This window comes from Candidatus Jettenia sp. AMX1, assembly GCF_030263775.1.
GTDB classification, from domain to species: Bacteria; Planctomycetota; Brocadiia; order Brocadiales; family Brocadiaceae; genus Jettenia; species Jettenia caeni.
Window position 1 is genome coordinate 98,428 of the sequence record NZ_SZPP01000014.1, and the last position, 16,079, is coordinate 114,506.

The window sequence follows — 16,079 nt, forward strand, 5'->3', positions numbered from 1 at the left end:
GAAAGGCTTATGGATTTCATGATGTTCGGTATTTTTCTCTGATCATTAAAAGTGCCTTTGCTTTTAGCAACTAATTGGGAAAAGACCCCTTTTTTTTAATTCTTCAAGCCTTTTTTGAACAGCTTCACGTAAGCGTTCGCTTTGTCGAATGGGATCATCAAACCAATCTGTAGACCAAATACGATGTAAATGCCAACCTAGCCCCACCAACACTTCTTGGCGTAAGCGATCTCTATCCCGAGCCGACTTTGAGGAATGATAAGATGCGCCGTCACATTCAACGCCCATTATGAACCCGTGCGACCAATTAGAATGTTTAACACCTATATCTATAAAATATCCTGCAACACCTACTTGGGACATCAATTCACAACCCATGGCTTTTAATTGATCAATTACATATTGTTCAAACATCGAGTCCGGTTCTCGAGAAATATTTAATTCATCTACTAAGAGATGTCCAGTAGCACCGTATTCCAACCACTTCTTAAGCATTAATACACCTTCATTAACTCTGTTATCTGCACGGACATCATTTGAAGTCATTGATGAAAAAGTAACGATTTGCTGTTTGGCACGGGTAAAGAGAACATTCAATCTTCTTTTCCCAGTGATACCATTAATAGGGCCAAACCGCTGCATCACAGGAGCATTTTCTTTTTCTGGACCGTATACCGTTCCTATGAATATTACATCTCTTTCATCGCCTTGGACATTCTCAAGGTTTTTTACAAAAAACGACTCCAGTCCATCCCGATTTTTCTCCCAATGCTCAACATATTTTTGTGCGATCGAATCATTAACTAAGGCGTGATCCATTTCTTGCATAATTAAATCCTTTTGCTTCTGATTCAGAACAACTACGCCAAGAGATTTCTCTTTATTCTGATGCATGAAATTAATGACTGCATCGACCATAACTTTGGCTTCTACTGGATTTGTTCCTTTGGAATAAAGCCCATTGATTTTTCGATAGGACACTCCCATATGTGGATGGTTTTCGACTGGGGAAGGGAAAACTACCAAATCGTTGTCGTATACGTACTTGTTTGAAAAAGCAATTAGGCCTGAATGTCTTGAACGGTAATGCCATTTAAGCCTTCTTGCTGGGCGGAAAACCGCATTTGCCATTTCAAGAATAGACTCTTCTGTAATTACTTCTTCGTTTTCGTCTTCCTCATCGTCATCGATGAATTTTTGAAAGAAACTTGTCGGAGGCAACTGATTGGTATCACCTACTATCATTGCTTGTTTTGCTCTAACTAAAGCACCTACAGAATCTTGAGGCGTCATTTGTGAAGCTTCGTCAATGATAACTAAATCAAAGTCGATTATGCCTTTAGGAATGTATTGTGCTACCGCCAAAGGAGAAACCATCCAGCAAGGTTTGATCTCTAAAAGTGCTCTGCCAGCCCTGCTCGTTAGATCTCGGACAGGAACAAATCTGGTTTTCTTTGATACTTCATGTTGGATGAGGTTCATATCCGTCCATTCGCTTCGTTTTCCTGATCTACTACCTTCGGGCGGATTTGCTTCTTTTATCAATTTTACCCGAAGGCGTTTACGGGAGAGTTCGAGAATAGATTTATCAAGGGCTGCAACTTCTTTACGAAGTTTATCTAATTTAATCCCATTAAAACTGGACAAAACCTTGCCGTGACTTTTATAAACTTCTCTAGCCATTGCCTGAGCTATCAATGCAACAATATTTTTAGATAAGTCCTGATAATAATTTTTTGTTTTCGAAAAAGCTTTTATGACAGCTTCATATCCTTCATTGGCTGCATCTTTAATATTCTGAGCCACCACAGAATGAGCAATAAGTCCTTCTTTATCCAATGAAGCCTCAGCCATAAACTCTGAAAAGGCAATTCGGCTCATATCTTTGCGAAGGCATTGAGGATCAGACTCTATTAGTGATGTCAAATTTTTCAACTCCGCTTCTGCATCTGAATCAGCTTTTAGGATTTGTTCTATAACATCGCAATGCTTCTGAATCGAATCATTTTCTATGGAATTCAAATAAATTTTTCCAAAATTATCGCCTAAATCCACTGCGATCTCTGCCACTTTTAACGATGGCTCAACAAGAACAGCATTTGTTTCAACTCCTGAATGATATTCGGCCAAGAGATTTTTCATATTCTGATCATTTGATATTTCGAGACATAACGTATAAAGCTGCTCAACCTGGCAGGCTATTTTAATTAATTCAGATACATGAACATCCTTTGGATAGCAAAACAATCTTGATAAATCAATAAACTCGCTCAGTGATTTTTCGTATAAGTTTATTTCTTCTCTCATCTGTCTAGCATTATACAAAAGGCTGTCGATTGTTTCGTCTGGAAACTGATAGAGAGGATTGTCGGCATCCAACTTTGGAAGCGACATAACTGAGTCAAGAGGGGCGGAAAATAAAAACCCTCGAAGATTCTTATTACCAAGACCTCTAAGCTTGTTTTCTGCCAGCTCATAAAAGTCCAATAATTTTTCAAAGATTTCAAAATTAGTATTCATTCCGTTAAAGTGGGATTTTAATAATTCTTTTATTTGCTCATCACAAGCAAACGATTTCTCTCCTCTAATCCATAAAACTAATTGTTTCAATAAAATAACCGATTTGGCTCCATCCCATTTCCCAGTTTGTGCGATTGATTTATAAAATCTTTTTGCAGCATGATATTTAGGCGATAGAACAGAAAAGAAACCAGCCTTCGAAAGGACTTCGCAATGGCGCACTAAATCATCCACATAAGGCGATGTGGATAAATTAAATATTTTTGATAATTCCTTATATCTTTCCTGTAAAGATTTCGCTTCAGCTTTATATTTTAAGAGAAAATCTTTAACCTCAGGCTTTTCAAATCGCGCAGCTCTTAATATAAGAATTTTTCTTTCTGTGTCTTGAGCTACTTCACATAGAGCGATTAAGAATTTTATTGAAATACAATCGATATCTTTTACTTGCCTGCGCAGCTCATCATAAATGCCCAGCGCTGCTTTTATTTTCTTTTCATCCTCTCGCATTTTCGCAAGCTTTTTATTAGCTTCTTCCTCTGATAATTCAGACAAACTTAATTCTTTAGCCAACTGGCTCATTCTTAACAAATTGCTTGCTGTACTATGCTCCAAAGGATCGATCAAAATCGCACTTATAAGATTTTTGCTTTTTTTGAATTTATCAATTTTTGAAAAAAAACCTCTTGTCTGATCAATAGCACTACTAGACGACAACCGCTTTATTAATTGAATGTTTATCTCTGTTCGATTGGCTGGCAATTTATTCAATGCTTCCCAGATCTTTTTGAGTTTAGAGCATTCCATCTCTTCGCTAAGACCTATCTCTAATAGATGGCCCCGCTTATTCGCGGACTGTTTAAATTCCCTAGCAACCTTGGCTGCAGAATTTAATATTTCGTCAGCGCTAAAGAGATCCACATTTGCCACGCCAATTTCTCGCCAATACTTTTTATGTGAATTAGATTCATCCCAAGATTCTTCCAGACAGTCACATAGGGAAGAAATATTCTTTAAGGTTTGTTTATTAATTTGTCCCGGTTTGGGGATAGGGGCGGATCGCACTTCTTCCGGCAACTCATTAAAAAGCTTGCGTGTTGAAATGCTGTGCCCAATTATTTCATAAACAGTCATGTCAGTTTCGCCATATACAGACGAAATGACTTGAATATAATTCTGCAATTTAGTACGTGTATTCTTAAATTCTTCTAGTGTTTCCTCATAATTCCTTGGATTAATCTCATTCCCTAAAGAAATTCTATCTCGAATTGAGTCTACGACTTGTTCTTTAGCAGACCTGACTGCTTGCAAAGTAAGTAAAAATGGCCCCAACTTACAAGCTTCGAGACGTGATCTGACAACCTCTAAAGCGGCCATCTTCTCTGCCACGAATAAAATTTTTTTGCCTTGCGCTAATGCTGATGCAATCGTATTAACGATTGTTTGTGATTTGCCAGTTCCGGGAGGACCTTCAACTGCAATGTTTTTCCCATCTGCGACATCAACCATTACGCTAAATTGTGAAGAGTCAGAATCCATTACGGTGAGAGGAACTTTAATCTCAATTGAGGGATCATCAATGTCATACTCATCACCGAAAAGCGAAGTTCCTTGTGCCAAACTCGCATCACCAAATAAATTATTTATCACGGGTTGGTTTCCAAAATCCCATGATGAAGTATCCAGATCATGATACATAGCCATTCTGGCAGACGGAAAAACTCCAATAGCTACTTGTCTTCTAACCCGCCATTGCAGGCCTCTTGGCGATAATTTTGAAACCTCAAGAAAGTAATCTTCCGGAGTTATATTTTCTTTAAATTTTGGTAATTCTAGACCAAAATCGATTTTGAGCTTTTCCGCTAGAATCGTATTGAATTCTGGAGTATCACCCAGGCTTGTAATCGTGAACTGAAATCCTTTTTGTGTCTTATGTTTTTCAATTTGAACCGAAACCAACATCAAGGGGGCTAATGCCGGACGAGAGTCATTTGTATCGTTCCATTCTAAGAAGCCAAATGCAACGCGAAGCACGTCAATGCCCGTTTCTTGAATCCATGTTGTGCATTTCGACAAAATCGCATTTAATCTCCGTTCTAATAAATCGGGCAATAGTAGTGTTTGAACTTTATTGTCTTTGTGCCGTCCATCCTTATGTGCTTCGTTAGGCAAGGGCAAATCATAGCTTGGAGAAATGTTGTTGTTTCTGGCGTGCTGAACAAGTGATAGATTTTTCATTGTTTGCCGTGGAGCCATTCCTAGTTTAACCCGAACGCGATCTTTTAATTCCCGTTCAGCTTGAGCCAATTTATCAGGAGCATTTGAGTCATCTGGATCAATTGATTCCAAATTCTTTTTATAAATGTCATCTGTTATACAGGCATCAGCCAATGAATCCTTAAATTGTCGCGTGGTTTCATCCTTGGGATCACCATCTAATGGCGGCAAAGGTAAAAATTGCATCGTCCTTTCGCCAATTTCTTGAAACAAGACATTAGGCAATTCGTCTACAACTCTAATATGAGAATTGGATTTGTCAGAGAATCGAGTTGATAGAAGCGGATTTCGGCGACTCAGGTCCAGTAATTTTGGGCGAAGCTTCTCTATGCGAGAATTGATGAGTCCTATTAGCTCTTCTTGTTTCTTTTTATTTCCATTCTTAGTGATTTTATTTATAGGCATAAACAATTTTTCCATTTCCGGAGTTCAGCCTAAACTCTCGCTCAAGCTGGACAGAAATTTGGAAGAACTTGTTGTCGCTCCCACCGGCGGTGAATATATTTTCAATCCTCAAATCCAACAGTTCCCGCATATCCCTGAAAAAATGATAGGAAATTGCTTATTTAGCTTGGGGGAGATGGTAAAACAAAAACGAAGAGATTGCAAGCTTTTTTCGTTTTTTTGGAGAAAGAACGGGGGGAGAATCTTTCCAGGCTGTTCGAGAATAAGTGTTTTAACTAATTCTTATGTCATAATTTGTACTAATTTTGTGCTAAAATTAATCCAAAAGATAGAATTCATTGAAATGAATGGAATTGATATAACGCCAACAATACCTTAATCTTAAGGTAAAACAGGAAACCAGCCTAATATCAAGAACTTAAGAATTTTTAATATTTCGCTCTTTCAGTACTAATTAAGCCATCTACAATATAGTTGTTCATAGTTCCTAACGTTTCTAGCGTCAGTTTTAGATATACATTTGTCTTCGTTGAAGTAGTTCCGATTTGTCTCAGATTCCTACCTCTTGGATGAGGCTTTGCATCACGATTGCCATACTGCTAGATATTAGCATTATTCCGAGAGAGGAATGACAATTGTGGCAATCTCTCGGTCTTTGCAGCTATCATATACTCTCCGTTTATCATAAGAGCCATCACCAACAAAGGTATCAATACTTGATTCCTCTTGACTGAGAAGCTTACTTGCTGCTTCATCATCACTTATGCTATTTTTCGTTAACTCTATAGCTTTCAATTCCCCATAGGGAGTAATTCCAAGATGGATCTTTCTCCACGTTTTCCGCTTGGTATATCCCTGCTATCTGACCTTCCATTCACCCTCTCCGTATACCTTTAATCCGCCATTAAAAGTCCTTTGCTTTTTACAACTAACTGTGAAAAGAACCTAAACTATATAACTGTGATTAATCCGTATTTTATTCGATCCAATCTTGTGTTAGACTATTGAATGTAACAATTAAGGTATAGGATATCGACTTAGAAAAATCAATCTCTACTACCTCTCCCTTCAATTCTCATAGACAGAGGAGATGGTTTTATTACAAGAAAAGAAAGTGAGGTGATCAATGACACGCCTTTCGTGCAACCTAGCCGAATATTTGGGCTCTTCATGGTTGCCACTATCCGGTGAAATACCTTGCCGCTTTAAGCGTTCCAATTTAACAAAAAGAGCAATTCAGATAATTGAAGATTCACGAAAAATTTTGGAGCATTCGATCAAAGGAGACCAATCCCATAAAGCAGAATTAATCCAAAAAATATGGAAAGATATTATTATGTATAACTTGAAATATGAAATTCTTTCTTTTGGGTCTATGAATAACCTTTTTATATCAAACATAGAGATTACAATTCCCGACAAATGTAGAGAAGTAATATTCTTAGTAAAAAAGAATAAACAGTCTGTTTCAGAAGTCGTGCAGATTACTGACTACGGAATTGTGACACTGTATGCAATCAGCTGGGCCCATAAGGTGTTGAGAGACTATCAAAATATCGAATCGAACGGACTTGGTATGGATGCTAATCGTAGTTCATTAGAAGCCGATCTAGTTATTGCTGAAGAGGTGTTAGGATATGCTGAGGAGTTAAAAAAAGTACAGAGCAAACCTATTTTTGCTTATGATAAATCAAAGAACTGTTTAGTTTTTAACGGTAAAAAGATGTCATTAAAAGGAAAAAAAACGATCAGTATTTTAAAAGCATTAAATAAAGAACAAAGGCCTATTGCATGGCTACTTAAAAAATTTTACGATGTGGATTGTGAGGGGTATAAAAAAATCCGTGATGCTGAAAGAGGTGATTTTGATACGTTTGTATGTAAATTTAATACAAAATGGCGTAATAATTTTGGAATGAAACAAGATAATGTAATAATTGCAAGCAATGGGAAAGGAGTTTACTGTCTAACCGTGGAAATAAAGTGGTAGCGAACCTTACCCAGAATCTTATTATGATCTAACAAGAACAGTGATGTTCACCTTGAAAATACAGGAATTCCAGAATAAGGTAAGGTTGTGGTAAGGTAAAAATACATTTACATTAATTCATTAATTCCTAATAATCCCTTAAGACTGAGTCAAGTGTCTCGGTCTTAAGGGATTTTTTTTAGGATAAAGGAAATGAAGTCAAAAGAGGGATATAAGTTCATACAGGGATTAATACCAATTCGGATACATCTAGAGTTAGTTGAGGTAAGTAGAAAATTAGAGAAATCGAATTCGGAGACACTCAGAAACACAATTCACGCCTTTTTGAAAAATTTAAAAGAAACACAGGCCCTGTGAATGGCATAGGGCTAACAAAAGGGAAATACATAATATTTCAAATCAATTATACAAAGCGAACTTTAACACTATTGTGAATAGCATCGATTATATTCTCAAGTTACTAGGAATCAAGGAATAGGTACATGTCTAGAGCTAAATGCGTAAAAGGTTTCACCCGCCTGGAAAATGATATTTTGGAGGCATTGGCAAGAATAAGAATACCTGGAGAAGCAAGACAAGTGCTGGATGTTATTATCAGGAAAACATGGGGTTTCGGGAAAGAAGAAGATAAAATTGCCCTATCACAGTTTCATCTAGCAACAGGGCTTCTAAAACCATCTGTGGTGAGAGCAATAAGACTACTTGAATCTATGAGGATTATTTACAAAAAAGCTATTCCACCTATCAATAGTTACCGAATTAATAAGGATTACAGTTCCTGGAAGCCATTAACAAAAAAGCTAACGATTAACAAAAAAGCAAACAATCATTTACAAAAATGTAAATCAAACGTTAGCGAAAATGTAACCTACAATAGAAATAATACAAAAGAAACTATTACAAAAGAAACCTTTCCGTTGGATTCTAATGAAATCCGACTAGTGAATCTTTTATTAAAGCATATCCTAAACCGCTTACCTAACTTCAAGAAACCGGACATACAAGAATGGGCAAAAGACATAGCCTTGATGATTAGAAGGGATAATAGAACAAGTGAAGAAATTGAGAAGGTAATTGAATGGTGCCAGCAAGATCATTTCTGGTGCCATAACATACTGTCTACAGGGAGCCTTCAAAAGCATTACGATACGCTGGCTTCGAAAATGCATAGCAGTCCACCGGTGGGTCGAAATTGTGAGCTAAGCTCAACGGGAATGGAGTTAATTTAAATTTTTACGAAAGGAACTATGTATGAACATTGAAGAATTTGCTAATAAATACCTACAACCCTATAAAACTCATGGCGATGAGATCATACCGGAGTACTGCCCATTTTGCAAAGGTGGACCAAAAAACGAAAAATATAAATTCGCTCTTAACGTAACAAAAAGGACTTTCAATTGTAAACGGTTAAACAATTGCGACAAAAAAGGGACTTTCCGTCAATTATGCGAGAAATTTGGAGAAGAAGCAGACAGAAATGAGGTTAATTCTCAAAGAAATTATAAAAAACCCAAAGCGTATATAATGCCCAAAACAGCATTAACACCATTTGGACAAACAATAGGGGAATACTTTAAGAAACGTGGGATATCACAGCAAACTTTAGAGAGAAGAGAAGTATCAGAGTGTAACGGTGCCATTGCATTCTTATATCGCGAAGAGGGGAAATTGGTCTTAGTAAAGTATAGAACACCACAAAAGGAACCGAAACATTGGCGAGAAGAAGGAGGTAAGCCTGTATTCTGGGGGATGGACTTGTGCGATCCACAATATCCATTAGTCATTGTCGAAGGAGAGCCTGATGCACTTGCACTTGATGAATGTAACATAAAAAATGCTATCAGTGTACCAAGTGGTGCAGAGGATCTCTCTTGTATAGAGAATTGTTGGGAGTGGCTTAACCAATTTAAGAAAATAAAAATCTGGGGTGATAATGATGAAGCAGGAAAGAAAATGGTAGATAAACTTATCCTTCGACTAGGCCAATTTCGATGCTTTATTGTCAATAGCCCATACAAAGATGCCAATGAACATCTCATGAAAGAAGGTACAGAAAGTGTTCGAAAAGCCGTCGAAACAGCAAGAGAGGTTCCCGTTGCAGGCATAAAAAGATTGGCCGATGTTACTAAGCTTGATTACAGCCAAATTGAAAGGGTTCAGTCTAACATTAAGAAGCTTGATATGATTTTGGGTGGTTTCAGGATGGGTGAGTTAACGGTGTGGACTGGTTTTAATTCAAGCGGAAAATCGACGCTCTTAGGTCAGATGTTAGTAGAGTCAATAGATCAGGACTTTCCAGTTTTTGCATACAGCGGTGAACTAACCTTGCATTTATTCAAGGAATGGATCCACTTACAGATGGTAGGACCCGAAAACCTCGATTTCTTTTATGATTATGTAGAGAATCACGACATCGCAAAAGTTAAAGCTGAAGTAATATCAAAATTGGAGAATTGGTACAAGGATATGTTTTATGTTTATGATAGTTATACAACAAATGAGCCAATGAAGATATTGGATTTATGCGAGATTGCAGCCAGGCGCTACGATTGTAAGGTATTCTTAATTGATAATCTTATGACTACTGGTTGTGATGGAATTAAGAGTGATAATTATTACCAATCGCAAAGTATCTTTGTTGGGAAATTGGTTGAATTTACAAAACGATACAATGTGCATGTTCATCTGGTAGCACATCCAAGGAAGACAGTTGGCATGCTCAACAAAATGGATATTGCTGGTTCAGGAAATATAACAGATCGAGCTGATAACGTTATAGGCATACATCGTTTCAATATGGAAGAAAAAAATACTGATGGATATTTAGAGAAATATGCTGGTTTCGATACATTAGTACAAGTTTTCAAGAACAGATTTAGAGGGAAACAAGATGTTGAGTTCGGTCTAAAGTACGATTTTGATTCTAAGCGATTTTATCAGCCAGATGAGTCAGAAACAAGAAATAAAAAGTATTCATGGGAAACAGCAAATTTTGTGAATTTGGATGAGCTAGGAATAGAAGTATGAAATACAGAGTGATGATACCATTTTCCATCAAAACAAAAGAAGTTGGTATCATAAACCTTCATCAGGGACAAATAATTGAGCTTGCTGAAGAAAAAGCTAGCCGGTTTTTAACTGAATACAAAATTAAAGAGGTAAAATGTAAAAATCAGGAATACGCTCAAAATACAAAAAGCATAGTTGAGAAGGTTTTGGAAATGTTCGATGGAAGGGTTACTGGTTTTAATGGACACCTAAAAGAATTATTTGAGGAACGAGCAGGAATAATGGAATTTGATGGTGGATTGCCGAAGAAACAAGCAGAGGAGGCTTCGACAAATCTTATCTTAAAATTCATACCTAATTAGCAAATGAATAAAGAATTTAGAAATCTAAACAATTTTTTCAACTGACTTTACGAATTAAGAACTTTAGGGGTTTTTAATTAGTTGAAATCAAATGTATTAAAATATTAATGTCAGAATCTTCACATAAAAGTGCAGGGTTAAACACGATGAGGCTTTTAAAAATACAAGAAATAGCTGAATTTCTAAATGTAAAAGAATCAACTCTCTATTCCTGGGCAAAGAATGGCTTACTACCGTCTTACAAACTTAATGGTCTTTGGCGATTTGATATAGAAGAAATTGAAAAATGGATAATACAATCAAAAGCTTTACCAGATACTTCACGTAAGACCTTAAAAAAGGCAACAAAGGCACATAGTAATGACATAGATAGAATCGTTAAAAACGCTATTGATGATGCTACAGGCAAGGGTTATAATTCAGCCAACGGGAAACCAGGCCAAAGTCAAGGTCTCGGAAAGGAGAGAAAAGAAAATGGGACTTTATAGACGTGGCAATATCTGGTGGATGAGGTTTAGCTATAATGGTAAACAAATAAGAAGGCCTACAGTAACGGAAAAAAAGTTAGCTGAAAAGATCTATTGCAAGGTTATGACCAAAATAGCAGAGGGTAAATGGTTTGAGGTCAATCAACATGAAGATAATACCTTTGAGGAGATGATGGACAAATATCTTTTAGAATACTCTCCTAAAAAGGCTCCTAAGACTTATATGCGGGATAAAAGTTTGGTAGCCCATTTAAACAGATACTTTGGACATTATAAGCTTAATAAGATTGCTCCAAAGGATATATATGCTTATAAGATTGAGCGAATAAAAGAATGTGCCGCACCAAAAACGGTCAACAATGAGTTAATTCTCATGGGACATGCTTTTAATCTCGCAATAAAAGAGTGGGAATGGGTTAATGATAATCCCGTAAGTAAGGTATCCAAGGAAAAGGTAAGCAATCAAATTGAGAGATGGCTTACCTTTGAAGAAGAAAAAAGATTACTAGAAACATCTCCCTATTGGTTACAAGAGATAATACTTTTTTGCCTGAATACAGGATTAAGACGGGGTGAGCTCATAGATCTGGTGTGGGATAGAGTGGATTTAGAGAGAAAGACCTTTACTATCCTCGAACAAAAAAACAAATGCAAGGATACCCTGCCCCTCAATGAAAAGGCCATAGAAATTCTCATGGCAAGGAATAAAATAAGATCGATCAAGAATGATTTTGTCTTTTATAACAACAATGGCAATAAGATCGGTCCTGATAACTTAGATAGATCTTTCAGGCTAGCAGTAAAAAAAGCAGGTATTGAGAAATTCAGATTTCACGATTTACGGCACACCTTTGCAACAAGGCTCATTCAGAATGGAGTCGATGTTTACGCTGTTCAGAGACTTGGCAGATGGAAGTCTATATCAATGGTTATGCGATATGCGCATCATTATGCTGAGAGTTTAAGAAGTGGAGTTGAGATATTAGATAAGGTGCAGAATAATTTTAGCACAAATTTAGCACAATCTCATAAAAAAGGGATTACGGCGATAGCCGTAATCCCTTGATTTTACTGGTAGCGGGGGTGGGATTTGAACCCACGGCCTCCGGGTTATGAGCCCGACGAGCTACCAGACTGCTCTACCCCGCGTCCATCACTATGCAAAAATTAGTTTTTACGTATACTTTCTATAAATGTGCCTAATACGATAAGAACGTAATCATTGTAACTATAATATACTACAGAGTCAATACCAATCTATTAAAGAATAAAAAGTTTTTATTTTCATAAAACATTTTGTACAATTTAAAGATTAAAAATGTAGATTTGTTTAAGAAATAATTAAGGTGGTAAATCAGATGGAAATATTGATTATCGGAAGCGGGGGAAGAGAACATGCCCTTGCATGGAAGATTGCGCAATCACCCATGGTAAAAAAAATATTCTGCGCACCAGGAAATCCCGGAATTGCGGAAATTGCTGAATGTGTAGATATCGGAGTGGAAAATATAGAAGGTCTTTATAGTTTCGCACTCAAACAAAAAATAGATTTGACCGTTGTTGGCCCGGAAGACCCTCTGGTAGCGGGTATCGTAGATAGATTTAACGAGGGAAACCTCACAATATTTGGACCTAATAAGCGTGCATCGATTATTGAGGGAAGTAAGGTCTTCTCAAAAAATCTTATGAAAAAACACGGTATTCCAACAGCAGACTTTAAGGTATTCGAAGATTCAACACAAGCAAAAAAACATGTATCGATGTGCGAGTTTCCTTTGATTGTTAAAGTTGATGGGTTGGCCAAAGGAAAAGGTGTATTTGTATGCAAGACATTGGAAGAAGCAAATAAATGTACAGATGATATCCTGGAAAATAAGATTTTTGGGCCCGCAGGGGATAAAGTTATTATTGAGGAATTCCTTTCAGGAGAAGAAGTATCAATCCTTGCTCTTACCGATGGAATAACGATTCTTCCTCTCTCATCAGTACAAGACCATAAAGCGGTTAACGATGGAGATAAAGGACCCAATACCGGCGGGATGGGCGCATATTCACCTGTACCAATAATTACCCGTGAGCTACAGTTTTATATAGAGGAAAATATCCTCGTACCCATTGTGCATGCCATGAAGAGAGAGAATCGGCCATACAAAGGTGTTCTTTACGCAGGATTAATGATTACCAGCACCGGGCCAAAGGTCCTTGAGTTTAATGCCAGGTTTGGCGACCCTGAAACTCAGGTTCTTCTCATGCGGATGAAGACCGATTTAGTTCCGCTTCTCTTATCAACTGCAACAAATACCCTAGAGAATATAGAAATTGAATGGAATAAGGGTGTTTCTATTTGTGTTGTTATGACCTCTAAGGGTTACCCAGATAAATATGAAAAGGGATTTGAAATTTCGGGACTTGAAACAGTCAGGGAACTTGATAACGTCCAGGTTCTTCATGCAGGAACCGCTACAAAGGATGGAAAGATTGTAACCAACGGTGGACGTGTTCTTGGTGTAACAGCGATCGGAAAGGATATCCAGGAGGCGCAGAAGACTGTCTACCGTGCTATTCAAAATATAACCTTTGAGGGGGCACATTACAGAAGAGATATCGGGGCAAAGGCTATGTACCGAAAAAGCTGACTAAAATCAATACTGCAATTTACCTATTTATTGGTTTTATTTATTCTGAAGAACAAAAAATATCTTCAATAAGGCTCTTCGGTTTATCCAAAGTAAATAAACTCCGGAGTATCGTAAAATATCTCTTTTATTTTATTTAGTAGTTAGACATATCGAGTGAAATGTCCATTGCCTTTGCTGAATGCGTAATCGCGCCAGCAGAGATCCTGTCCACACCCGTTTGAGCCACAAGGTGTACAGTTTCCAAAGTAATATTTCCAGATGCCTCTGTAACGGGCAAATGTGTACCTCCGGCAGATTTCCAATCTTTCACTATCTTTACTGCCTCTTTCAATTGTTCAATATTCATATTATCAAACAAGATTATATCCGCTCGCGCCCCAAGGGCATCTCTCACCTCTTTTGGTGTTCTTGTCTCTACTTCAATCAAAATCCCTTGTTTTACTTTTCGCCGTACTAAAGATACAGACCTTTCAATAATGCTGTCTGTGGAAAGATCAAGGAATAATCTATTTTTCATAATATCAAGATGATTATCTTTAATAAGCACCTGATCATAGAGACCTATCCTATGATTCACTCCGCCACCCATTACAACTGCATACTTTTCCAAATATCTCCAGCCAGGGATGGTTTTCCTCGTGTCCATGATAGGAGTTTTTAGCGGCTTTATACGTTCAACAAATTGTGCCGTATGTGTTGCAATTCCCGAAAGCCTTTGGAGGAAATTCAAAGCTATGCGCTCACCAGAAAGCAATGTCTTCGCACTACCGCTTATCGTAGCAATGGTTTCACCTTTATTAACGGAAATACCATCCTTAACCCAATGTCTAAAAAGAACATTTTTATCAAGTTTCGAAAAAAAGTATTCAATAACCGGCAATCCAGCTATAGTTCCATTTTCTTTTGCAATAAATACTCCCTCTACAAAGAGATTGTCCGGAATAAGGTTCTCTGTTGTAATATCCCCTGTTCCGATATCCTCCTGAATAGCTAATTGAATAAGGGTATCTATCTTTTCTAATTTCAGGTTAAAATCCATATATTTTCGTACATGAAAAATTTTAGGTATCTTTGCCCGAAGTATATGTCAGAGAATAGCTGTTATTGTGATGGTGTGCAAGCCTAGGGCAATTTCTGAAACCCCATTTTCCCATAGCTTCTTTGATAATGTATTATCTGTATTCATAAAATCCTTCCCCGCTTTTCTTCCCAAGTTTTCCACCTGCCACCATTTTTTTGAGCATTGGACAAGGCCGATATCTTCCTCCTAAGTCTGTATAAAGCATCTCAAGTATAATCAGGCAAGTATCTAAGCCAATGAAATCCGCAAGTTCAAGTGGCCCCATAGGATGGTTTGCCCCGAGTCTCATGATGGTATCGATATTTTCCCTGGAAGTAACTCCTTCCTGCAGGCAGTAAATTGCATCGTTTATCATGGACATGAGTACACGGTTTGAGACAAAACCCGGAAAATCCTGAACAACAACAGGTGTCTTTCCTATTATCTCAGAAACAGCTATAAGTATACCGATGGTTTCCTCAGAGGTATGCAATCCCCGAACTACTTCTATAAGTTTCATACCATAAGCGGGGTTCATAAAACGCATACCAGCAAAGCGTTCAGGTCTTCCAGTAGTACTGGCAAGTCTTGTTATGGAAATAGACGAGGTGTTTGTAGTAAAAATTGCTTCTTCATCGCACAGGATATCCAATTCCCTAAAAATTTGTTTTTTGACATCTTCTTTTTCTGTCACAGTCTCAATGATAAGATCCACATCTTTACAATCTTCCAATTTTTGAACGGTTTTTATATTTGAAAGTGCTCTATCTCTCTCCTTGCTTTCAAGCTTTCCTGCGCCTACCTTTTTTTCCAATCTGTCTTTTATTTTTGCAAATCCCGCTCTCACATATTCCTCTTTTATATCTTCAAGTACTACCTCATAACCGCTTTGTGCTATTACTTGGGCTATACTACCTCCCATCGTTCCAGCGCCTATTATTCCTATTTTTTGTATATTCATAATTTTTTACTCGGATTTCTTTTCGTGATAAAGAGGCTATTAAAAGCCTGAATATATCAATTGCTCGATTTATAAGCTTTATCTTAGTAAGCATGTATTAATTCTATAAGACTAGGATAAAATAGCGACGAACACAAGATTAGATATCAAAAGGCTGTAACTCAATAAACTTCATAGAGGTAACCTGTGTTTAAGGAAGAACATTAAGAATGGATGATACAGGTAAGATAAGTTCTACGTATTTTCCCATAAAAAGGGTGCAATAAGTAAAAAAGCAAAGCCCATCCAGGTGATGAGGTTAAGGGGATGGGCTTTGAGTGAGTAATTCCGGCAGTGACCTACTCTCCCGGCTTTCGCCAGTACCA

At 37.3% G+C, this 16,079-nt stretch carries 11 protein-coding genes, 1 tRNA gene and 1 pseudogene; 8 read left to right on the top strand and 5 right to left on the bottom strand.

What is annotated here, in order from left to right; translation table 11 throughout:
• Positions 1 to 63: 63 nt before the first annotated feature.
• A complete protein-coding gene (locus FBQ94_RS05375) occupies positions 64 to 5,202 on the bottom strand; it encodes a DUF4011 domain-containing protein (RefSeq protein ID WP_007220928.1) in 5,139 nt (1,712 codons plus the stop codon).
• A 58-nt stretch (positions 5,203 to 5,260) separates the two neighbouring features.
• Here FBQ94_RS05375 and FBQ94_RS05380 point away from each other — a divergent pair, with 58 nt between their 5' ends.
• A complete protein-coding gene (locus FBQ94_RS05380) occupies positions 5,261 to 5,581 on the top strand; it encodes a hypothetical protein (protein ID WP_040543565.1) in 321 nt (106 codons plus the stop codon).
• Between the two features lie 145 nt (positions 5,582 to 5,726).
• Here the strand turns inward: FBQ94_RS05380 and FBQ94_RS05385 are convergent.
• Positions 5,727 to 6,108: pseudogene (locus tag FBQ94_RS05385) on the bottom strand (transposase); the annotation flags it as partial.
• A gap of 220 nt (positions 6,109 to 6,328) precedes the next feature.
• Here FBQ94_RS05385 and FBQ94_RS05390 point away from each other — a divergent pair.
• From FBQ94_RS05390 to FBQ94_RS05415, 6 genes are all read left to right on the top strand, one after another.
• On the top strand, positions 6,329 to 7,192 hold the full coding sequence (locus FBQ94_RS05390; protein ID WP_007220926.1) for a hypothetical protein: 864 nt from the start codon (positions 6,329 to 6,331) through the stop codon (positions 7,190 to 7,192).
• A gap of 482 nt (positions 7,193 to 7,674) precedes the next feature.
• A complete protein-coding gene (locus tag FBQ94_RS05395) occupies positions 7,675 to 8,421 on the top strand; it encodes a phage replication protein O (protein ID WP_007220924.1) in 747 nt (248 codons plus the stop codon).
• Between the two features lie 22 nt (positions 8,422 to 8,443).
• Positions 8,444 to 10,222: a bifunctional DNA primase/helicase gene (locus FBQ94_RS05400; protein ID WP_007220923.1), complete on the top strand. Its 1,779-nt coding sequence runs from the start codon at positions 8,444 to 8,446 to the stop codon at positions 10,220 to 10,222.
• Positions 10,219 to 10,566: a hypothetical protein gene (locus FBQ94_RS05405; protein WP_007220922.1), complete on the top strand. Its 348-nt coding sequence runs from the start codon at positions 10,219 to 10,221 to the stop codon at positions 10,564 to 10,566. Before FBQ94_RS05400 ends, FBQ94_RS05405 begins: the two co-directional genes overlap by 4 nt.
• A 146-nt stretch (positions 10,567 to 10,712) precedes the next feature.
• On the top strand, positions 10,713 to 11,054 hold the full coding sequence (locus FBQ94_RS05410; protein WP_007220921.1) for a helix-turn-helix domain-containing protein: 342 nt from the start codon (positions 10,713 to 10,715) through the stop codon (positions 11,052 to 11,054).
• Positions 11,041 to 12,120 (top strand): tyrosine-type recombinase/integrase, encoded by a 1,080-nt coding sequence (locus FBQ94_RS05415; protein ID WP_007220920.1) that lies wholly within the window; start codon positions 11,041 to 11,043, stop codon positions 12,118 to 12,120. The genes FBQ94_RS05410 and FBQ94_RS05415 overlap by 14 nt, the downstream gene beginning before the upstream one ends.
• Before the next feature lie 6 nt (positions 12,121 to 12,126).
• On the opposite strand, the gene FBQ94_RS05420 is transcribed toward FBQ94_RS05415, so the two are convergent.
• Positions 12,127 to 12,203 (bottom strand) — tRNA-Met (locus FBQ94_RS05420).
• A gap of 209 nt (positions 12,204 to 12,412) precedes the next feature.
• Here FBQ94_RS05420 and purD point away from each other — a divergent pair.
• Positions 12,413 to 13,690 carry a phosphoribosylamine--glycine ligase gene (gene purD, locus FBQ94_RS05425; RefSeq protein WP_007220919.1) on the top strand — a complete coding sequence of 426 codons (1,278 nt, stop codon included), beginning with the start codon at positions 12,413 to 12,415 and terminating at the stop codon, positions 13,688 to 13,690.
• 136 nt (positions 13,691 to 13,826) lie between these two features.
• Here purD and nadC read toward each other — a convergent pair whose 3' ends face one another.
• Together nadC and FBQ94_RS05435 are read right to left on the bottom strand one after the other, a co-directional pair.
• Positions 13,827 to 14,732, bottom strand: a complete 906-nt coding sequence (nadC, locus tag FBQ94_RS05430) for a carboxylating nicotinate-nucleotide diphosphorylase (RefSeq protein WP_007220918.1) — start codon at positions 14,730 to 14,732, stop codon at positions 13,827 to 13,829.
• Positions 14,733 to 14,865: 133 nt separating this feature from the next.
• Entirely contained in the window at positions 14,866 to 15,714 is an 849-nt protein-coding gene (locus FBQ94_RS05435; protein WP_007220917.1) for a 3-hydroxyacyl-CoA dehydrogenase family protein, read from the bottom strand.
• Positions 15,715 to 16,079: the final 365 nt, after the last annotated feature.